The sequence below is a fragment of the Psychrobacillus sp. FSL K6-2365 genome, assembly GCF_038003165.1.
Taxonomy (GTDB): domain Bacteria; phylum Bacillota; class Bacilli; order Bacillales_A; family Planococcaceae; genus Psychrobacillus; species Psychrobacillus psychrodurans.
On sequence record NZ_JBBOOO010000001.1, the window covers coordinates 2,441,114 to 2,461,447 of the forward strand.

Consider the following 20,334-nt stretch of genomic DNA (forward strand, 5'->3'; position numbering starts at 1 on the left):
CCGTCTATTTCGTAGTTGTGGTTTCTTTGGTTTCAGTTTTTTTCTTTGTAACTTTTTTGGCTGCCTTTTTAGGTTTAACCTTTTCGATACCAAGTTCTTCATCACTGATTTCGATTACAGGCATTTCTAAAGACTTACTAATTTCTAATTGCATTTCATGTATACCATTTCTAATAGTATGAGTATCAGAAGTGACGTAATATCCACCTGCTAAACCTGTCATAGGCTCTCTAACATATACCCCAACACCAGTAATTACATCGAGTATTCCAATGGCGCTGATACTAGCTTGGTCGTTTATGACGTTCAGTTCTTTTAGCAATGTCTCTGCACGTTGCTTTACCTGTGATTTAGTAGCATCTTCATCTATTTCTTCATAATGTTGCATAACTCCGTATAATTTTTGAGAACTAACAGACTTAGCGGTATGAGTGAATTTGTTATCCTTACCACCAACTACTTGTACCTGTGTTTTTGTATCTTCAATTGACAATGAATAACTTGCGCTTGTTAAATTAGAACCTGCAGCAAGAATCCAAGGGGTTACATTATTTTTGTGTTGACGAAGAGTTAATTTTCCGTCTTCATTTCCAAAGAAAAATCGTTTACCAGTTTGTTTGTAGGTTAAAACTAGCGCTTTCATCATCATGTCGTATAAAGAATGATTACGTAGAATTAATTTAGGAATGACATAACCAGTATTTTCGATAGTTCCGATTGGAATATTAAAGTCTTTCGCTAGCAATCTAACAATGTCGGATGCTTTTTTGCCTTTAAACTGACGTGTTGTGTTTGATTTAAGTGTGTAATAATTGCGATCAAAACAGTTAACATTCATATTTCCACTTACATCAATATCTGTGGAAAATACAACTCCAATAAATATTCTTCTATTGTCGATAAAACATTGAACTGCTTCACCTGTAGAAATAGCGAACGCTTTATTGCGGCCATCCACAGTATTCTTAAAACTGACTGTCAATGAGCGGTTAGGCTTTTCGCTATGCCCTTCCCATACGATTGATTCAATAAAATCTGCAACATCTATATCACGAATCAAAAACCGAATAGTCATGGTAATACCAACTTTTGACCAGGATAAATCAGATTAGGATTCTTACCTACAACAGATTTATTAGCTTGGTATATTTTTTGATAATCACTACCATTACCATAAGTACGCTTAGCTATCGCCCACAAACAATCTCCCTTTTTCACTACATACGTTTTTCCGGAAGTCTTTCCTGCGGAAGATCTAATTGAAGATGCAGCCTTTACTTTGTTACCCTTTTTCTCAACTTTTTTTACAGAAGGTTCTTTATATTCCACACAAGAGATACTGAAATATATATCTCCCACATGACCTGCACGTTCCGGTTTAATATCAAATGACTCAATTAATACTGGAAGGCTGACGTTTGTACCTGTAATAAGTAAACGAATACTTTTTCTGGTATCTCTCCATGTTTCCATTTGTAGAACCCATTTTCTAGGATTCATAAAACCACTGTATTCACAATAGTTAGGGTTGTAATCACGTGGAAAGAAAGTCTCAAATGAAACATCTTTCAAGCTACGTTCTCCTGGTATTGTTACCTCACCCAAATGGGCAACCGATATACGATTAAACCCGAACGGAGAAGTAACGGTAAATTCAGCAGGATTGACAGGCAAACGTAAATACAAACCTTCGCGATCTTTAAACCAAAATTGTATTGGGTTTGTCATGTTGTCATCTGACCTCCCTCAACTTCGATGTAACGTGCTAGTTCTAACGCTATTGATTTAATATCCGAATCATTACGAACACTCATGTTTTGAATGTTGATATTAACTCCACCACTTCCACCATTCCCATCACGATGTTCTCTAGCTTGTTGGGCAGTCAATACCTTTTCATCTTTGTGGAGGGTAGCTTGATAACCGGAATATGGTACTCTGTCTAATCCACCACTATGTGAATTCTTAGATTTTTTCTTATCTTCTTTTGGGTACCAAAAAGATTTTTTAGCATTCTTAACACCTGTTTTTATTATTTCTTGTGGTGTATAGCTATATGACCAATTCACAACTTTACCGATAGGTGATTCTGCAGCTGATTTTTTTACTCCATCAATAACACCTGTCCAGATGGAAGAACCCATTTTTGCACCTAATGCAAATACTTCGTCTGTCGCGTCCATTGCAGCTATTAAAACTTGTGCTACGTCTGAACCAAATTGGACAATTTTATCTTTACCTCCACCGTCATACCAAGCTTGTAATTTAGAAGCTATATCATCCACAATGAAGTTAATCTTACCTGTTAGTGTGGACTTGCTTTGAAATTCTGGGTCATTCGCTAAGGTTGCAAACCAGTCATACAGTTTAATAGCGCTATTAGAAAGACCAGTTACCATGTTATTGATAACCCTACCGCCCCAGTCGGCGAACTTCTGCATGTCTTCTCCTTCTAAACGGTCTATTAAACCACCTAAGAACGTGCTAACTGCTTTTAATGAAGGTTCACCCATGTCTCTCATGACGAGTTGAAAACGCTCTTTTACTTGCGCCCACATACCTAGTGCAGTTCCACCCATTTCATCAATAAGTTTGGTAGTCAAACCGATTTTGTTAAAATACTCATCAAGTTTAGTTAACTGTTGGTCGAGTGGTAGGTTTTTAATATCCTTCATGACACTTCTAGGTAACTCAAATCGTTCTACGATTGATTTGGAATCACCACTGAATAATTCACGCAAAGCATATACCGCACCCTCTAATCCTTGCGCTGGGTCAGATGCACTTAAACGTTCAGCTAATGACCACATCTTTTCTAACTCGCCAAGGTCTTTAGATGCTGTAATGAAAGATTTAGAATTTCCGTACATTTGTTGACTATCTAAAATAGGAGATTTTATCGCTATTTCATCCATCATTTTCATGTACTGTTTAGACAATGCTTCATCATCAAACATTGCACCGATTACTACTTGGGATTGTTGCATTTTCATGGCTTCTCCAACGGTTGCATTGAAAACTTTTACCGCACCATATGCACCAACGGCAGCAGTCGTTATCGCCCCAAATCCTAATGCTACAGGATTGAGTCTACCGACCAGACTTCCAAATCCACTAGATAATGCTCTTACTCCATTTGTGACATTTCCTGTATGTCTTCCAAACCTACCGAAAATACGACTATTATCATCCATTATTCTACTCAAACGGTCAGCTTCTCGTTGAGCGTTTCGCATCTCACGTCGAGCTTGTCTCATAGGTGCTGAAAACTGGTCACGTAAAGTTAAGCGAGCGACTAAATCCATTTATTTCGCCTCCGATTCTAGTTCTAATGCTTGGCAAATGAGGGTAAACGCTTTTTCCCCATCCGGCATGTTATAGATTGTGCCAGGCAATATGTTGTGTCTACAGTAGGCTTCAAATAATAAATAGGCTTCACCGCCCGCTTTTATTAGTTTTTTATTTCTTCTACGCCCTCTTCTGTATTTACTTCCCCGTCCACAAATCCACTACATTCACCAATAGCTGTCTCTAATAATTCTTGTTCACCTGGAAGAAATAACTTAGAAACAGCTTGCCATCCCTCTTCCACAGATTTTGCATCTAACACTTCCTTATTGTTTAAATTTGGTTCAATTAAACATTTAGCAATTGTCATATGAGAAGCTTGTAGTGCTTCAAATTTTTTCGTTTTCTTGTTGCCTTTACCTTGGTAGTAAGTAGCGCGTTCTTGTATCTCTTCGAACTCAGAGCTAGTAATTCCTTTTACAGTCAATACTGCATCCAGTCGTTTGATATACACTTGTTTTGTTACGTTCAAATCAGTTGATAATAATTTTTTTAATAAGTTCATGTAATTTCCTCCTAAGGAAAAAGAGCCAGTATCTCACCGACTCTTAAAGTAGTTTATTAATCTAAGTATTCATAACCCGAGAATGTAAATGGTGTTTCTTCTGTGACGATGGAGTTGGCTTCATATCCAATCAAATTAATCACATCGAACTGTACACCCTTCAGACGTACTCGTTGTTTTGATTCAGCACTGTCTGGATCGTCTAATTTCATAATCAATTCAGTCACAAACATTGGTGATTTATCGTCTGTAAATTTACCGATACGTTTATTAAGAATTGGTGTCATTTTATAACCGGTCATAGAGCCTGTCCCTTTAACGGACATTGCTTTATCACCAATCCAACGTGTTCCAGAACGAGGTACTTCCTCTTTATTTATCGCTACACTTGCCTGTGCTTGTGTAACATTTGTCATCCATTCTCCTTCGTGATACATAAATCCGAAAGAACCAGACATAACTTTTTCTGCTTGCATAACCATTTTCGTTTCACCATCCTTTTATTTTTCAGACTGTAATTGATAGGAAGATTCGTTCCATAGAATCAAGTTCTCTGTAGCTGATTGCTAAGAATACTTGGTCGCCTACAGATGGACGTATAGGGTCGAGAGTAACAACAATGTCAGTTAATACTCCATTCTGTTCTAACGTCTCCAAATACACCTTAATAGCCGAAATAAGCGCAAATTGACCGTCTTCATCGTTGTTGATTCGTCCGATGTAGTTATCACGTGCAGTTTTTTCGATATCTGTCGCAATTGCAATTCGTGCGCGTGCTGAACGTATTTTCAAACCACTAGTAGTGATACCAGATTCAATTTTTACTTTCTCGCCATCATGGATGAGGACAAGTGAACCTTTGCCAAGTGCAGTTACAACTTCGCTATTACGATAACGTCTGTTCACATCATCCAATGAAACTTGTAGATAAGTGATAGAACGGTTAATTGGTGTACCTGCAACTAGTCCGGCGATGTATGGTGCATATTCAGCTGAAGAATAATCGACTGCTCCAATTGTTCCTCCTACCGTTAGATTCACTATGAAATCATGATTTAATGAAACGCTTCGTGCATCACCTGTGGATGGTGTTTCATCGTCTAACTCACTTCCGCCAGTTACATACATGAATAATTTTTTCTCTTTAATATTTTGTTCAATCCAAGATTTTGTGTTTGCATCTTCATCCGTTGGCGGTTCAATATCCCACACAAAAATATTGAAATCATACGCTTCAAATTTCTCACGCATTGTGATATAGGTTGCAGATGTTGGTGTGGAAGGTACTGTATAAACCAATACTTGTTTCGCTCCACCTTGTAGGACTAGTTTAATAACTCCAATATTCGCTAAACCAAACAGTTCTAATGCTTGCGCTTCATCTTCCACAGTATAGAAAGAGTCAGCAATTGCAGTACCACTGAAAGTGTGGAGGGGCATCGCTACAATTCCACGTTCACCGCCCGTTATTTGTGCTATAGCTGCATTTTTAAAATTCGTATATAAACCGGGTCTGACTGGCAATGCAGTTGGATCCCATTGTTCAATTGGCATTTGTGTTCCTCCTTTTGTTGCTAATTAATGATGGTTTCAATACCATTCATTTTGTGAGTGATTACTTGCATTTTTGGAGCCTGTGTGAATGTTCTTCCAGAGTGGTAACTAGCTTCCACAATACAGAAAAAAGCCTGTTTACCGCCTGTTGTGGCGAATATCCGGGACATTGAATGGCGTAGCACTTTGATAAATCTATCTTGACAAGGAAACGCAGAAGTTTCTTCAAAGAGAGCGTCAATATTTGAGTGAAATGTCATAGCTGTTGTTGTTTTATCAAAATAAAAAAGAAGCTGATAAGTTCTCAACCTCTCGACAATGGCTCTATTCTTTTCTTCTGTGGAAGATGGGAGTAATTCAAAAACGACGTCATTTACATTTGGTTCAACTGGATTGTAGGATAACACCTTTAATGTGGGATATTTGCCCTCAATCAAACTTTCCAATGCACGATATTCATTATCCAATGTAATCTTGGTCATCCATCCCACCCCAATCCACGTAATTTATTTAATACTCTCTGAACCAACATGCGCTGCCATTTTGTTTCGTCCACAGATTTCTCTAAAAACTTCTTTTCTGTGCCTGGTGTACGTAAACTATCGCCACCTGCATCAAGTTCGTGAATGTAGTAACCATAATTGAAATCACCATTTCCCGTTCGGTTGGTAGCATTACCTGTCACCATAACAGAACTATTCATTCCCGATTCTTGAACGGTACCTTTAATTTGTTGGCGCAAGTTACCACTTTTCAATGGTGCTATATCTCTTGCTTCCATAACCCAATCGTCTTTGATTTCATCCAATACTTCTTCCGTTGTTTCGCCTACAATTTGAGGGGAACGTAAAAACGCTCTATCCAATTCAGATAAATCTAATTCAAAACTCATTAGACATACACCGCCGTTAATATGGCTTTACCGCCAAAATTACGTTTAGGTTCAATCTTTAATGGTGAATACGTTCGTAATCTTCCACTCTCATCTGTATATTCAATCGTATCTGTATATAGGATGTCAGCATACCCATTCAAGAATATCTGACCATTTGCCACTACTTCTGCACTCATCGTCTGATTAGCTCCTGTGCCGCTTGTATAGCGTTTGATAAGCTCTGACTTTTCGACAAATCTGCATTTTAGTGTGAATGTTGTTGGGTCAAGTGGTTCTCCATAATCATCTTCACCGTTTGAACGCGTAACTGTAATGGTTTGTTTTAATGGAATTATTGCCATCAGCCTACCACCGTCCACATAGGGGTTCTTGCAAAATCAGTTGGCATATCAATATCGTTTTCTATTCCAATTATGTCTAATGCTGATTGTGGAATTAAATCGGCATAATCACTGATTGCACGATTGAATTTAAAACTACCAACATCCGTAATAGAGAATGATTCAATCCCTTGCATTTGCATTCGGTTAGTGTCGTTTGTGGCAGTTGCGAGAACACTTGCGAATTCATAAACTGCATTGTTGGGGATGACTAAATCTTTGAATTTATAAACTAGAATACGACTTGCAACGTTTAATACTCTTTGTTTTTTAGTAGTTTCAGAATCTACCCAATCGTCAATGTCAATAACGTTAAGATTGATATAGTCGTCTGCTTCTGTGATTGTTAGTGGCATATTAATTCCTCCTTTTCTTTAGGAGTCACTATTTAGGATCGTCTTTTTTCGTCTGCACCTTTTTAGTAGGTGCTTTCTTTGTATCATTTTTTGTTTCTGTGGGTGACACATCTTCCACAGTTGTCTTTTGCTTACGTTTATCTTTATGACGGTTTAATAGCATCCGAATTCCTCCTTATATAAAAAATGAGAAGGCATAAGCCCTCTCGATTAGTTTTTATTATGCAGTGATTACAATTTTTACTGCTTTAGATTCATCTTCCAGTACTGTTCCGTAATGTTCATCGGCTTTGATAACTGTTGTGGAAGCGAGAATATCACGATCAGTTTCTACTGCCACTTGACGTTTCATGTAAATTGCAAGTGCGCCTGCTTTTACTAAATAAGCAGTTCCTTCACTAACTTTACGAGAACGAATAACCTCAGCGCCTAATACTTCACCGTATGCACCGGAAACCAAAACTCTATCACCTAAATCAGAAGCACGAGTCCAGTTACCACCTGCGCTATTACGAAGAACAGCTGCATCTTTAGGGTTAGCAATCAACACCATTTGAGTATCATCTTCGTCATCAAAGACAGCTTGTGCAGCTTCTACTGTTGCGACGTCTAGTTTACCTGCAGCTGCAGTCGTGTGAATTAGGGTTGTTGTTGCAAGTGAAACCAGCGCATCATTATCTACTTTATTCGCAATTGACATTACTAATTGTTTTTTAGCTTCTCCAACCGGATCTCCAAAACCAGACAAAACAGCTTCATCTGTAAGTTCAACTGCTTTACCTGCTTTTTTAACAGTAGCTTGTTGAGTAGAAGTTGTAAGAGTAGTTGTTCCCATTGCCACACCCTCAGCAACATCTTCTGCATCTCCGATGTATTCGAAGCGTGGAACCGTTACTGTATTACCTGCTTGTCCTACTAGTGTGTTGTCCACACGAGCAAGTGGGGCAAATCGAATTGCATTTGGTAGTTCTGCTGAGATCATATCTTTTAGTACTTGTGGATTGATTAAATTCGCTAATTTTGTTTGTGGCATTTAAGTCACTCTCCTATTTTGTATTGAGTTGTGTATACAACCCGGGGTTCTTTTCGTATAACTGTACTCGTTCCAGATAATTCATCTTGCTAAATTGTTCCTGGGTAAGAGCCTTGTCTTGACCGCCTGGATTAGAAGAATCACCGATTTCTGTATTTGCGTCCACAAATAAGAATGGTTTTGCTTCTTTTAATGAACTGATTTGACTTTCTAAACCGTCTTTGACAGTTCCATCTTCATTCAGTTCAACCTTCGACTTGTCAAGCAAGTTAGAAACAATATCAACATCTTGAACATTTCCGTTAAGTGCTAGTTTAATAGCTGCAGAAAGTTTGATGTCTTTTAAATCATTTTCATATTTCGTTTGTGCATCTTTGTTAGCATTTTGCAATCTAGTAATTTCGGTTTGCAGTGATTCATTACCTGCAGCTTTACTTTGCAAGTCAGTTAATTGCGTATCACGTTCAGCAACTTGGTCTTTATATTCTTTTGCTTCTTTGATTTTTTCATCAAGTCTAGCTTTCGGAACCATTGCACCAAATCCTGTTACCACTTTATCTGCCTGCTCTTCTGTTAAACCTAATTCGATTAATTGTTCTTTATTCATATATCCTCCTACGTTTTTAACGTGTGCGACACGATAGAGTTAGTCGTATTTGTTGTTTTACGTCTGCAATAATGACTAAAAAGACGAGGTTTAAATCTTCGGATTCCTACCGCCCACACTAATAGCACGTTTACCAAGTTCCCCTTGGCTATCTGCTTTTTGTCTGCGTGAATCCGACATCATATCTAAATTTTTCATGGGCGAAACCACATGCCTACATCTAGGATGGAATATTTGTAAAGTTGACCGCAATTCTTCCACAGTGGGGTAGTCACCTTCAGCGTTAGGATCTAACTTCACAATTCGTCCTTCATGGAAACGACAGGCATCAATTGCATTATGTGTGGAAATAATTCCATATTGTGCGCCACGTTCTAATGCTTCATTTGTGGTTGAATCGATATGGGCATTTAGCATTTTTGTTCGTGCTACTGTTTCAGCATAAGTTGATGGCTTCCACACTCGCCCTGCTGAATCAATAAGACCTGTGTCGAGTGCATCGCCAATATCTTTTCGCCATTGTTTCTGTAAGTCCCGTTTTAACGTTTGCGTACCGTTTATACCTCTTGTAACGTTTTCCCTCATAACTCTTCCTGTTCCCTTTTGAATAGCGTTTCTGACCTTCCTAGATACGTTATTCGTGGTGTTAAGTAAGTCTGTTTGGGTATCGGCTACAATCGAACGAATAAGCAAGTCGTTTAACTCGGAAAACTGCACAATCTTTCGTGCTTCTGCCATGCTTTCAGCCAAAAATAAAGAGAATAGCGTAGATGCTATTCCCTCGGAAACTGCTTTGGTCATCGCCGTGGAAGACCATGCAGTTATTTCATTATTTAGTTGAAGTATGATTGATTCGATGTTGGCTTGTGTGGTTAGAAATTGAGCCCGTTGGAAATCAGAAAGAAATAGATTGTCTAATTCTTTTTGGATATTGCCTAATGCTTTCTCATACTCGCTTACCAGTTTAGTAATATCATCTTCAAAGTTTGGTGTTGGTACTTCTCTGATTGTCATGATTGCACCTCACTTTTACTTTTCGAAAATAGGATACACACTTAAATCAAAGATAGGAACTGAATTAATATCTAGGTCAATTTCAAAAGATATTATTCGCTTCCAATCAAAACCATATCTGTTACAAAGTTGTTGTACCAGGTTTTGAGCCGTGTCGTAATCTAGGTGAATACTTGACCAAGAGTCAGCTTTTGCAAAAGAATCCTGTCTTAGTAGTTGAAAAGTCATATGACGGATATCGCGTGCGTTGAATCTGAATCTATATCTAATCTTATTATCTAATTTAATATCGAGAATAGCATTTATATAATCAATTATTTCTTGACTGTATGGGATATCATTTACTTTTAATTTACTCATGTGTATTTGCTCCCTTCTTATTGCTATTTAAGTGATAGCTCACAGATAGAAGATCACCATTTCCCTTCTCGGTATATCACCGTTTAGAAAAACTACTCCAAATTAAATACATTAGGGTCTACAGGCTGATTACGCTTATCATCCACAGAAATATTACTCAAGATATCATCTGCTTGCATATCATCTAATTCATCCATACGTTTGATTGCTGTCCTTTGGTCAATGGTAGGTTTATCACCTGTACGAATAGCCATAATTTCAGCTTCTTCTTTTTCATTCTTCGGAATTCCATCTTTCCAATGGATTTTCGGATAAATGTTTTTGCCAGTATAACTGCCATGTTTCTTTTCTAACTCAAAACATGCCCATATTGCATCACGAATAGCTTTATCATATCCATTACGAATACGTTTCACCTTAGATAAGATAGGCATGAACCTAGCTTTAATAGCTGCTCCATCTGAATGGCTTGTACCACTACCGCCTGCATTCCCTCCCCCACTAATAGTTGTACCAAACAACCATTGAGGTGTTTCGGACATTTGGAAAATGTAGCTGATGAGATAATCAATTTCCTTGAATACTGCTTCCAACTTACCATCCCATGTAATTGCTCCTGGTGTGGCATCTTCTTTACGTAATGGAATGTATTTACCGCCAACTGTCACCCCTTGTGGTTGACCAGGATTAGGTTGTAATTCTGGCCCATACATAACAGGGTCACTATGTTTGAGTAAGATATAATCTAATTGTGTAAGTCTATCTTCTAATGCTTGAACGGCATGTTCTACAGTTTCGACAAATCCTTTACCTTGCCAATTATCGTCCACAGATGAATAAGGAATGTGGAAGACCAATGGATATGTTGCGCCTGTTTTGACTATATCCTTACCTTCACCACGACCTGTATCAACTTTTTCGACAATCTTATATGTCGTAATTGGATAACCATATTGTGAATTAACTCCAACTTCCGGTATCTCATCCATTCGATAACGTTCGTAGATGATGTAACCAGGTATATGTTTCGCAACATTTAGGTATGGAATTTCTTTCTTCTCCGTTTTCACCCACACTATTGAAGTGACGTTATACGCTTTTATCTTTTTAATATTCCCATCAGATGATTCTGGAAAAACAGTATCAGCTGCAGCATGTTCGATGATTGCTTGGGATTTACCGATTTCTTTTAGTCTATATTTCTTCAACTCTGAATTATCATGACGATTGCCATAACGAACCAATAAAAAACTGTCCCCACGATACCCACCGCCTACTGCACTTTCATAAATGAGTGTGTTGAGGTCGTTTTCTTCCACAATCTCATTTAATAACTTTTGTTCTTTCGTATCATCTGGTTCGCCACTTACATATGTCGGTCTATCACCAACTAATAAATCAGCAGGCTTTAATGTCAAAATGTAAGGTAGGTTAATAGCGATGTACAGTTTTTCTAATTGATCATACTGTGGCGAACGTCTTAACAAATCAGCCATGCGGTCATATACCTGTTTGTGTTGACCATCAAAGTAAGATTTCATTTTGTAATACTTTGCCAAACGTTCAAGATGGTCCTCTGGGGGGAAGGTTGCACCTGGATAAAATAAGCTCAATTATTCCCCCTCCTTTTTTTCTAATAACTCATCAATTTCAGCCATTGATTCTTCAATCTTTTCGTTACTTGTATTTACATCTTGTGATTCAACCTGTTCGACAATTTGACGTTCTGTTAATAATCCGAATCGACGGAAATATAAGTCGATTGCTTTTACTGATGGTTGTGAACTATCAATTAATGACATTAATTTTTGATTTACGATCGCTCGTTTTTCTTCCAAAAAAGTATCAGCGATGAGATTTTTGTAGGTGATGAAGTCTCTGTTATTCTTCCAATTCCATAAAGTAACTGTCGAAACTTTTAATTCTTCGGCCACTTGAGCTACTGTAGTCGGGCCGCCTTCTGCAGTTTCCCTTAGTTCTAAAGCAAGTAACATGTAAGCGCCTTTAACTCTCAACGGACCAATCTTTGCTTCTAACTCTTTCATTTGTTTCGTTTGCTTGGGGTGTAATGCCATTTCCTCTCACCGCCTTTCGATGGATGTTTTTTATACATTTGGTAACTCTGTAATTGTTTGAATTGCTCGATTACCTATATCAAATGGTATTTCTCCCCTTGATATGGATTCATTTATAGCTTGTATAACTATCAACTTAGAATTCTTGAATTTCTCAGAATCGGACGAGTAATTCACTATTCCTTTATTGCAAACAGGACAATTAAATGACTCATTCAACATATCGTTCGGAATCCATGTTACTTCGTTAACTTCTTTACAGTTTGAACATCTTTTCTTTGCTAGAATCATAATTTTACACTCCTCACGCATACATAAAATCCGGTTTTTCAATAATTCTAGGCTTTCTTCTAAACACATTTTCCACTGCGCCCTGTAAAGCATCGATACTATCGACATAATCGCCAAATGGATATTGTGCTAGTTGGTCAAGCAATATTTTATGACGTTCATTTAATATCAGTGTTTTATTGTGGAAGAGTGGCTCTAATGATTCCATACGCTGTTCTTTCGATGACTTATAACTACGCACGTCATTAATTCGCGTGGTGGACAATCCAGCAATCCTCACTGCTTCTAGTAATTGGCGATAAAATTCATGTTGGGCATTAATCGTCTCAACCGAAAATACATGATGTTTGAATTGGCGAATCTTTTTCACAATAATGTCGATGTAGACGTGTGCCGGTTCTTTACTTGCATACTCGTCCAGAATGAACATCAAGCCTGTTGGTTCGTGTTTACCGACTGTAATTACTGCGTTATAACAAGAACGTGAATTTTTGCCCAATGCAATATCCCAAAAACCGCTGATGGTGAGTTCGTCCACAGGAATGAGTAAATCCTCATACTGCACAAACGTTTTATCATTTTCAATACGATAATGGTATTTCGCATAAGCATCTGGGAAGAAGAACTGTTCATCTTCGGAAAATGCTAGATTTCGATACTCGGAGTTATATGCGCGTGTACCCATATTCACTTTTTCATGCATTAATTGTCTGTAAGACCACCGCCATGGCCACGCAACTTCCACACCATCTTCTAGTTTTTCTTTGTTAGCTTCATAGAACTCATCTACTTCATCCATCTCTTCGGATTTCGCATAAGTCTCGCAATATTTCTCCCACAATTCTGGATGAGTAGGTTCTGAATTAACCGCTCCATGAAAACTGGCTTTAAAGTCCTTACGTTTAAGTACATGGTTAAGTAACCCTGTGGCTGATACCATTGTTCCAACTAATACAATCGCTGTTCCTCGCGCTCCTAATGGCACAACTTCAGTATTGAACCAATGAAGCATTTTTTCGCGTGCTTCTTTTGTATTTTCGTTATGTTGCGAACTGGCATCATCTATAATTACCAGGTCTGGACGTAATGCCCCATGACGAGATCCACGAAGTCGTTTACCAGATGATGAAGCTTCCACAATAGAGTTTTCAGATGTGATAAACACTTCTTCGTTATCTTTTTCATTCATTGATTGTTTTTCATGTAGTAATTCGCCGAAATCTTGACGAAGTAAGTCATTAAATTTAAGTTGTTTGTTTACCCAACCAACTAATTTTTTTGATAATGTATCTGTTTCTGTAACGACAAGAATATATTTACGTTTTCTAAACACTAATTGATGAAGTGGAAATGCGTTTGAAAACGTACCCGACTTATTATGACCACGTGCCGCTGCTATCCCTAACCTTGCATCTCGCTTCACATGATTTACAAAATCGCATAAATCAAAAAACTCCCGATGTATGGGAGCTAGTTTTTCAAACGGATCGTGTTGTGTTCCGTCTGGTGCATGACGAATAATATTGTCATCGTTATTCGGATTATCTTTATCACTGAGATACGCATACGTGAAATACGCAACGTCTTGTTCTGCACGATGAATACGTTTTAGTCGTATCAGTTCATGCTTGTCATTTTCTATCATGTCGTAATGGTAATCTGATGCACGACCATTTTTATGCAATGTGACTAGTTTTTTCAAACGATTGGTGATGAGGTTGATTCTTACCGTTCGTTCCGTACGGTCTAGCCAATTATCAGCTACGTATGCCATGTATGGGTATCTCCTTTCTGATTAAGATGTTAAATTAGTTAGATAGATTTTAATTGATTTTTTAAATCAGTTAATCGTTCTTTCAACACGTCTAATACTTTGTTTTTCATTTCCGTATTCATGTTGTATTCTGCTTCGTTAAAAACTCCATAAGGATTTGACTTTATTAGAAATTTTGATGTTTGTTTTACTATTTTTCCCGTCCACACTCTCTCAGCAGAAAAAAGGAAGCTTTCCAACTCTTTTATTTCTAATTTGAGTTTGTTAGCTCTTTCTAACTCGTTATCTGTCATATACTCATCCCCTTAATAGTTCAACTAATTAATCACACAAAATGAATATTCTCAATCTCATCACGACTATATTCAAACACTTGGAATCGTTTATGACTTGTTGTATATCCCATATTTTCATGCCATGAATCCGTTTTATTACGTGTACTTAACGCACGTTGAACCATACCACCTTTATCAATAACTTCCTCCGTATGTAAATGACCAATAAACAACTCTCTTGTTTTGGCTCTGCTCCATTCCAAAGGAAATTCAGCTGGGAACACTTCGTTCAATCGTTTTCTAGCTTTGTCACCATGGGTTGCAGCAACCATGACATTTCCAAGCATGTGGACTTTACGTTCTTTAAAATCCGTATCAAATGTTATTTGTGGAAAACGTGCTGATAGGTATTTAGTGAATGCCCATTCCAAACTTTCAGAATGATTACCCTTAATAAAAATTCCAGTAACCTTTTCCGAACACTTCAATGCTTCATGTAATATTGGCTCGTAAAACTTAACTGCTTCTTCCCATGCTACTGACATATCAGCATGTTCGATTTCACGACCAGATGCAGTACGGTTTCGATGGTCGTTGTGGTGGAATAGGTCGCTACCGATGATAAACAAAGTTTCTTTGTATGACTTCTTCAACAAATTCAATACTTTCGCTTGTGTTGGTTTGTAATGGTTATAATCACTTATCCCAAAATGCATATCAAACAATGGAATGTTTAGATAATGTTCGTTCCCAGGTATATATTTAGGTTTTACAAACACAGATGGCGCATTTTCAACCACAGAAAGAAGCCTGTCCCAATCCATACCGGTCAATTTTGGTTTGACTGTTATTTTTGATGAATATAACGTTTGAATTCCGTTATCCTTATCGTTTGTATTCCAAATGTTATTTCTCGCACTTACTAATTCCCATTCGTTTAAATCAAAACCATGTGCTTGTAACAGGAAATCTACACTTTTCGTATCATTCTCCGTCATGGCAATCAATTTATCCGATGATTGCGAACCATCTTTGTTGATTTCATGCTTCTCGCCATAACTCGGAATAGTTGGTGCGAGCGATTGCATTGTTTGTTTAATTTTTCTTGCTATATAGAATCGAACAGCCGTATCAGTAAATAGAAATCCAAACTTCTCCGTTAATTTATCTGCATAAAACTGATTTCTACTTTCCGGGTACTCCTTGATAAGTTGGAGAAGATACTCATGTTCTCCAGATAACCATTTGTCATGCTTCTCCATTACTCTTTCCCCTTTGTTGCTTATATTTGTGTTATCTTCCACAGATGATGATGTGGACACTTCTTTTATTTGAGCGTTAATTGTTTACCGAAATATCTTTCAACGGCTTCTTGGTTAGGAACTACTGTATATTCGTTTTTAACAAAATCTGAATAGTCTGTTTTGATAAAATTGCTTACGTGATAATCTTTAGCTTCTTTTTTCATACGTTCATATTCTCTTAATGGCATTGTTATGGTAGTTTCGTTCATGCGTATTCACCCTTTTCTATTTTATATACTCAAAACTGCCACGATTCAGCGCCCTAGGTTGAGGTGTCGTCACTCGAGTTTGTCGACGGTTCGTAAGCAGTTTTCAATATATAAATTGACATTGGTATTATTAATACCTTATAATAAATGTAACATAACGAGATTATCGAACGGAGGAATCAATCATGAATGAAGTCCAACCGATTAAGAATAAAACGGATATCGAATTGATGAAAAAAGCATTGTCTGGACGTAATTTATTGCTATTTATTGTGGGTATTAATACTAGCCTTCGTATTAGTGACATCCTCAATTTAAAACGTGAAGACTTTACTGGCGATCATCTTTCCCTTTATGAGATAAAAACAAAAAAGTTTAAAAACATTCGTATAAACGATGCATTAAAAAAAGCGATTGCTGAATTAGCACCGCCCACAGGTTATTTATTTACTTCACAGAAAGGTGACAAACCGATAAGTCGCGTTCAAGCATGGCGCATATTAAACGATGCTGCTAAACGTGTTGGATTGACTATTGCATTTGGAACACATACCCTACGTAAAACATTTGCCTATCACGCATACATGAATGGCACTGACTTAGCGTTATTGATGCGAGTGTTGAATCATAGTAGTCAGAAAGAGACTTTACGGTATATTGGGATTGAATCTGAACAAATTGACGATGTATACATTAATGTAAACTTATAAATGTAAGGTTAGGCGACTGTTATGGTTGCTTAGCCTTTTTGTTTGGCTAGATCAAATCCAATTTGAGAAACTACTAGATAAATACCTATTACAATATAAACAGTAATGTCATTCATATTTGGGAATGTAGCAAATGCCGAAAGCATTAGCGCAGTAGCCAGTATGAATGTTAGTAATGCAACCATTATTCTTTTAATGTGTTTCATGATATCGACTCCCTGAGTTAGAAATTTTACTGCGTAATTTTTTTGGGCAGTTGTAGGCTTTTTGAAACGATAGGCTTGGGGGTAAAAACTTTCCCAACTTTTATTCACCCATTCCCATGCATAACACTGTATACAAAATGTAACACAATCCTGTTCTGTTACATTATTGATTGAAGTTTTCCCTTGAAAACACTAGGGATATTAAGTCGCTATATAAATCAGCTTATGCATTCTTTTATACATCACCTTTAAACGTTGTCATTGTGCGATTGTTATAAAGTTGTATGTAAGTTTGAATGTATAAGATACTGCATAAAGATGGTAGTCATTCATACATTGACCCCCTGAGTTTGACAGGTGTATTCGCTCTGGAAGTGTGCAGTAGATGGTGTCGACCACAGGACATTCTCATTTTATTAACTCAGGTTAACTCAGATAATTGAACGCATATACAATAATCCCAACCATTCATCTATCGTCTGTTCTTCTTTAACTAATTGAATATCACTCATAATAAAAACACCCAAGCCAGATTACTAACGAAGTAGCAAACTCTAAGCCTAGGTGTTCTTGCGAAGGGGAAATATCACATGAGTTAATTACCAAGTAACCCATGATATTACATTAACAGGTTATGTTGTGAACTTCGCTAGTGTTAAGAAGTTCACTTTTGAATCGCATAGTAAATCACATAAAACCAACTCAATAAACCATGTATTGTCGCCCATAATATTGATTTATTAATGCTCCATGAAATTGTGATAGCTAATGCTGAGCCGATACTTATTCCACTTTTTACAACCTTCCCTGTATTATCCATTACACCCACCCAATCCGTTTAGCCGTCTCATCAATCAACATGTTACGTTTACGCAATACCTTACTTCTGCTTAGAAATAACTTATCCGCGATCTCCTCCCACTCATAACAATTACCTTCTTTATCTCGATAACGCATTTCCACAATGGTTTTTGTTTCAGTGTCCAATTCATGATACATGCCATCAATCACATTTATGATATGCTTCAAATTCTGATACAACTTATCCTCCACAAGAAGAAATGCCTTTTGTTGTGTAGTGTTCGATATGCCCCCACCAGATATGCCAGTATCTACTTCTGTTTCTTTATGCGGATTTAACAATTCCCATTCCCGAAACTTTAGCTGCTTTTTATTCGCTTCGTGATTCATCCAATACTCTTCTATTTTTTGAATATCTATTCTTGTTAGTGTGGTCATTCATTTCACCCCTTTTTGCGACTTCTTTTTCTTCCAGAACAATTTCATGTTTTTCTTTGTGCTTTTAGCGTTTTTATCAATTTGCGTTTCAAAGTCATCTTCCACTTTTTTAGTCCACACTCCACGATAACTAAAACCTTTAGTTTCCAAAACGTGTGTCATTGAATAAACTGTATGACTAAAGCAACCGTTCAAACATTCCCTAATCTCATAACCAGTGTCTGACCATTCGCTATAGTCCCTTATAAATGAGCCACATATTGAACATCTCGGTTTAGGATAGTTTATAAATTCTCCATACATATCGTAAGAGTCTGGTTTACCATATTCTCTAATCAAAGCTTTGTATATTGCTCTTTTGCGTTCTCTCAGTATTTCCATCCACACTCACCCCTCATAACATCCCTTTTTTCAAATATTCCTTGGCCATGTAATAAAAATGGTGATATATATAATTCCCTGTGCATAGCTTGTCTATATAAACCATGCTGAATCGATAGCGTATTTCGAAAGTTTTGAGACTGCCTAACAACGCTTTTGGATCATACTGACTGCGATAATCACCTTTTAAAATTTTCTCGTAACCATCCTTATCCTCCACAATAAGTACAAATGGATTCTGTGATGCCCTTATTAGCTCATTTTCGAACGCTGAGCGCTTATCTTTACCTAAGTTGCCTGTTAGTTCATCAATACTGTTCTTACGCTCTAAGCACCCATTAAGGTACAAATCGCGTGTGATGCCTAATTCTTCATTTTTAGGAATGTAAGCTGAATAATCACCAGTCTTTAATGTTTTGTTTTTGATAGGTATGTCCTTTTTGCGTAAATAGTCTAGGATGTGTTGGTTTTTGTTTTCCCTTGTATCCACCACAATAGTTAATGTCTTGAGAATCTTATTAATTTCTGTTTCTGTGTAATGGTAGTGAATCAATTGGAATCACCTTCTTTATACACTCGAATGATTTTGTAACTGCCATCTAAGTTCCCAGATTCTGCACCTTCACAAATAACAAAGTTTAAAATATCAATAACGCTATCATTCGTAAGCGGTTCTTCAAAATCTCCTGTGATTTCAATTTCTATTAAAGCTTTCATTGTGAATCACCTAACAGTTCTGGATGCTCGTATATGTTTCCTATAACTTCAAATGATTGCCCGAAATCTGATAAGTTATTAAATGGTCCAAATACTCCATTAGGTGTAATAGCAGGATAATTAGAAATGTTTAAACTACCTAATTCGTTTAGAGCAAACCTTGTTTTATCCCATTCAATTACTGCTTTAAAAGGTTTTATCGTTTCTACCACAAAGTTTTCAACTAGAACAATATCTCCCTCAAAAATTTCTGTTCCGTTTTTATCTTTTAAGCCTGTGAACTCACTTAATGTTTCTTTGTCAATTTGATATGAAATTGGTCTTCCACTTAAAAAATGAGTTTGAATAGCTCGACCTGTATAACCTTCATCGACTGTATCAATAGTGTGAGGAAACCCGTAAACCCATTCACCATCGTTTATTCTTCTACCTCTAAACTTAACCTCTCTCATCGTCATGCCCCTTTCTTTGCAAATGCTACTGCGCTTTTATATAATTCATCTGCTAATTTTTTAGACCGTTCTGTTTCATACGAATAATAAGCATTATTAATATCATTCCATCCATTCTCTGCTAATTCAGAGGTCAAATCATAAAGCAAATCACACACATCTGGAACATTGGTCATCCACAGATGAATGGACTCGTTTGTTTCTTTATCACACCAATGCAATAATGCTTTATTTATGGTTATGTCGATAGCATATTGTGATTTGGAATAGTCACCATTCAAATAATCTATCAACCTCGGTTTGAACTCCTGGATCAATTCCACAAATTCATTCGGAACGTTATCATGATTTGTTAAAATTAACCCTTCATTTGTCATTTTTATTTCAGCAGAATAAGTGGCAATTTCTTCGATAATTTTCGCTGGATGCACCCAAACACCTCCGAATTACTTAAAAATGAAAATAGTTAGCTAAAATTTACGAAAGTTACTAAAGGGTTCATTCAGTAACTCTTGAAAAGTGAGTAATACCAACACTTCAACCACCATAAAAGTTAACGAGTTACTTTCAGTTACCAATTTTCCCTATGACGGAATATAATAGTATATATATTTATATATTTTATTATTTTTGGTTATAGGGAAACTAA

Annotated in this window: 31 protein-coding genes; 1 reads left to right on the top strand and 30 read right to left on the bottom strand. The window is 37.0% G+C overall.

Translation table 11 applies throughout. From position 1 onward, the window contains the following. Window positions 1-4: 4 nt before the first annotated feature. The 22 genes from MKY29_RS11945 to MKY29_RS12050 form a co-directional block, all read right to left on the bottom strand. On the bottom strand, window positions 5-1,075 hold the full coding sequence (locus tag MKY29_RS11945; protein ID WP_340879896.1) for an XkdQ/YqbQ family protein: 1,071 nt from the start codon (window positions 1,073-1,075) through the stop codon (window positions 5-7). Beyond that, window positions 1,072-1,728 (bottom strand): LysM peptidoglycan-binding domain-containing protein, encoded by a 657-nt coding sequence (locus MKY29_RS11950; RefSeq protein WP_340879897.1) that lies wholly within the window; start codon window positions 1,726-1,728, stop codon window positions 1,072-1,074. The genes MKY29_RS11945 and MKY29_RS11950 overlap by 4 nt, the downstream gene beginning before the upstream one ends. Further along, complete coding sequence (locus MKY29_RS11955; protein ID WP_340879898.1) at window positions 1,725-3,305, bottom strand: hypothetical protein; 1,581 nt, start codon at window positions 3,303-3,305, stop codon at window positions 1,725-1,727. Before MKY29_RS11955 ends, MKY29_RS11950 begins: the two co-directional genes overlap by 4 nt. 146 nt (window positions 3,306-3,451) lie before the next feature. Next, entirely contained in the window at window positions 3,452-3,853 is a 402-nt protein-coding gene (locus MKY29_RS11960) for a phage tail assembly chaperone (RefSeq protein ID WP_340879899.1), read from the bottom strand. Window positions 3,854-3,909: 56 nt separating this feature from the next. Continuing rightward, window positions 3,910-4,329 (bottom strand): phage tail tube protein, encoded by a 420-nt coding sequence (locus tag MKY29_RS11965; protein ID WP_340879900.1) that lies wholly within the window; start codon window positions 4,327-4,329, stop codon window positions 3,910-3,912. Between the two features lie 31 nt (window positions 4,330-4,360). Continuing rightward, a complete protein-coding gene (locus MKY29_RS11970) occupies window positions 4,361-5,407 on the bottom strand; it encodes a phage tail sheath subtilisin-like domain-containing protein (RefSeq protein ID WP_340879901.1) in 1,047 nt (348 codons plus the stop codon). Between the two features lie 20 nt (window positions 5,408-5,427). Next, entirely contained in the window at window positions 5,428-5,889 is a 462-nt protein-coding gene (locus MKY29_RS11975; RefSeq protein ID WP_340879902.1) for a hypothetical protein, read from the bottom strand. After that, on the bottom strand, window positions 5,886-6,299 hold the full coding sequence (locus MKY29_RS11980; protein WP_340879903.1) for a hypothetical protein: 414 nt from the start codon (window positions 6,297-6,299) through the stop codon (window positions 5,886-5,888). The genes MKY29_RS11975 and MKY29_RS11980 overlap by 4 nt, the downstream gene beginning before the upstream one ends. Next, window positions 6,299-6,643: a hypothetical protein gene (locus MKY29_RS11985; RefSeq protein ID WP_340879904.1), complete on the bottom strand. Its 345-nt coding sequence runs from the start codon at window positions 6,641-6,643 to the stop codon at window positions 6,299-6,301. Before MKY29_RS11985 ends, MKY29_RS11980 begins: the two co-directional genes overlap by 1 nt. Then, a complete protein-coding gene (locus tag MKY29_RS11990) occupies window positions 6,643-7,038 on the bottom strand; it encodes a hypothetical protein (protein ID WP_340879905.1) in 396 nt (131 codons plus the stop codon). Before MKY29_RS11990 ends, MKY29_RS11985 begins: the two co-directional genes overlap by 1 nt. Window positions 7,039-7,066: 28 nt before the next feature. Beyond that, window positions 7,067-7,201 carry a hypothetical protein gene (locus MKY29_RS11995; protein WP_340879906.1) on the bottom strand — a complete coding sequence of 45 codons (135 nt, stop codon included), beginning with the start codon at window positions 7,199-7,201 and terminating at the stop codon, window positions 7,067-7,069. Window positions 7,202-7,258: 57 nt separating this feature from the next. Beyond that, the gene (locus tag MKY29_RS12000) at window positions 7,259-8,071 is read right to left on the bottom strand and encodes a N4-gp56 family major capsid protein (RefSeq protein WP_340879907.1); all 813 of its coding nucleotides are present in this window, start codon (window positions 8,069-8,071) and stop codon (window positions 7,259-7,261) included. Window positions 8,072-8,084: 13 nt separating this feature from the next. Further along, window positions 8,085-8,678, bottom strand: coding sequence for a phage scaffolding protein (locus MKY29_RS12005; protein ID WP_340879908.1), 594 nt, complete (start codon window positions 8,676-8,678; stop codon window positions 8,085-8,087). A 90-nt stretch (window positions 8,679-8,768) separates the two neighbouring features. Then, the gene (locus MKY29_RS12010) at window positions 8,769-9,692 is read right to left on the bottom strand and encodes a phage minor capsid protein (protein WP_340879909.1); all 924 of its coding nucleotides are present in this window, start codon (window positions 9,690-9,692) and stop codon (window positions 8,769-8,771) included. A 15-nt stretch (window positions 9,693-9,707) separates the two neighbouring features. Then, window positions 9,708-10,052 (bottom strand): hypothetical protein, encoded by a 345-nt coding sequence (locus MKY29_RS12015; RefSeq protein ID WP_340879910.1) that lies wholly within the window; start codon window positions 10,050-10,052, stop codon window positions 9,708-9,710. Window positions 10,053-10,144: 92 nt separating this feature from the next. Continuing rightward, complete coding sequence (locus MKY29_RS12020; RefSeq protein WP_340879911.1) at window positions 10,145-11,665, bottom strand: phage portal protein; 1,521 nt, start codon at window positions 11,663-11,665, stop codon at window positions 10,145-10,147. After that, the gene (locus MKY29_RS12025; RefSeq protein ID WP_340879912.1) at window positions 11,666-12,127 is read right to left on the bottom strand and encodes a phBC6A51 family helix-turn-helix protein; all 462 of its coding nucleotides are present in this window, start codon (window positions 12,125-12,127) and stop codon (window positions 11,666-11,668) included. Window positions 12,128-12,157: 30 nt separating this feature from the next. Beyond that, the gene (locus tag MKY29_RS12030; protein ID WP_340879913.1) at window positions 12,158-12,418 is read right to left on the bottom strand and encodes a hypothetical protein; all 261 of its coding nucleotides are present in this window, start codon (window positions 12,416-12,418) and stop codon (window positions 12,158-12,160) included. 13 nt (window positions 12,419-12,431) lie between these two features. After that, window positions 12,432-14,192, bottom strand: a complete 1,761-nt coding sequence (locus tag MKY29_RS12035) for a hypothetical protein (RefSeq protein WP_340879914.1) — start codon at window positions 14,190-14,192, stop codon at window positions 12,432-12,434. A 38-nt stretch (window positions 14,193-14,230) separates the two neighbouring features. Next, window positions 14,231-14,485, bottom strand: coding sequence for a hypothetical protein (locus MKY29_RS12040; RefSeq protein WP_340879915.1), 255 nt, complete (start codon window positions 14,483-14,485; stop codon window positions 14,231-14,233). A gap of 32 nt (window positions 14,486-14,517) precedes the next feature. After that, the gene (locus tag MKY29_RS12045; protein ID WP_340879916.1) at window positions 14,518-15,789 is read right to left on the bottom strand and encodes a hypothetical protein; all 1,272 of its coding nucleotides are present in this window, start codon (window positions 15,787-15,789) and stop codon (window positions 14,518-14,520) included. Between the two features lie 5 nt (window positions 15,790-15,794). Continuing rightward, window positions 15,795-15,980 (bottom strand): hypothetical protein, encoded by a 186-nt coding sequence (locus MKY29_RS12050; protein WP_340879917.1) that lies wholly within the window; start codon window positions 15,978-15,980, stop codon window positions 15,795-15,797. 185 nt (window positions 15,981-16,165) lie between these two features. On the opposite strand from MKY29_RS12050, the gene MKY29_RS12055 reads away from it, so the two are divergent. Next, on the top strand, window positions 16,166-16,690 hold the full coding sequence (locus tag MKY29_RS12055; protein ID WP_340879918.1) for a site-specific integrase: 525 nt from the start codon (window positions 16,166-16,168) through the stop codon (window positions 16,688-16,690). A 29-nt stretch (window positions 16,691-16,719) separates the two neighbouring features. Here the strand turns inward: MKY29_RS12055 and MKY29_RS12060 are convergent, their stop codons facing one another. The 8 genes from MKY29_RS12060 to MKY29_RS12095 form a co-directional block, all read right to left on the bottom strand. Then, on the bottom strand, window positions 16,720-16,896 hold the full coding sequence (locus MKY29_RS12060) for a hypothetical protein (protein ID WP_340879919.1): 177 nt from the start codon (window positions 16,894-16,896) through the stop codon (window positions 16,720-16,722). A 664-nt stretch (window positions 16,897-17,560) separates the two neighbouring features. Beyond that, entirely contained in the window at window positions 17,561-17,716 is a 156-nt protein-coding gene (locus MKY29_RS12065; protein ID WP_340879920.1) for a hypothetical protein, read from the bottom strand. Beyond that, on the bottom strand, window positions 17,716-18,135 hold the full coding sequence (locus tag MKY29_RS12070) for a transcriptional regulator (RefSeq protein ID WP_340879921.1): 420 nt from the start codon (window positions 18,133-18,135) through the stop codon (window positions 17,716-17,718). The genes MKY29_RS12065 and MKY29_RS12070 overlap by 1 nt, the downstream gene beginning before the upstream one ends. Then, entirely contained in the window at window positions 18,136-18,516 is a 381-nt protein-coding gene (locus tag MKY29_RS12075; protein ID WP_340879922.1) for a hypothetical protein, read from the bottom strand. Between the two features lie 13 nt (window positions 18,517-18,529). Then, window positions 18,530-19,069 carry an ERCC4 domain-containing protein gene (locus tag MKY29_RS12080; RefSeq protein WP_340879923.1) on the bottom strand — a complete coding sequence of 180 codons (540 nt, stop codon included), beginning with the start codon at window positions 19,067-19,069 and terminating at the stop codon, window positions 18,530-18,532. Next, window positions 19,066-19,233, bottom strand: a complete 168-nt coding sequence (locus MKY29_RS12085) for a hypothetical protein (RefSeq protein ID WP_340879924.1) — start codon at window positions 19,231-19,233, stop codon at window positions 19,066-19,068. The genes MKY29_RS12080 and MKY29_RS12085 overlap by 4 nt, the downstream gene beginning before the upstream one ends. Further along, complete coding sequence (locus tag MKY29_RS12090; RefSeq protein WP_340879925.1) at window positions 19,230-19,685, bottom strand: YopX family protein; 456 nt, start codon at window positions 19,683-19,685, stop codon at window positions 19,230-19,232. The genes MKY29_RS12085 and MKY29_RS12090 overlap by 4 nt, the downstream gene beginning before the upstream one ends. A gap of 2 nt (window positions 19,686-19,687) precedes the next feature. Continuing rightward, complete coding sequence (locus tag MKY29_RS12095; RefSeq protein ID WP_340879926.1) at window positions 19,688-20,116, bottom strand: hypothetical protein; 429 nt, start codon at window positions 20,114-20,116, stop codon at window positions 19,688-19,690. Window positions 20,117-20,334: the final 218 nt, after the last annotated feature.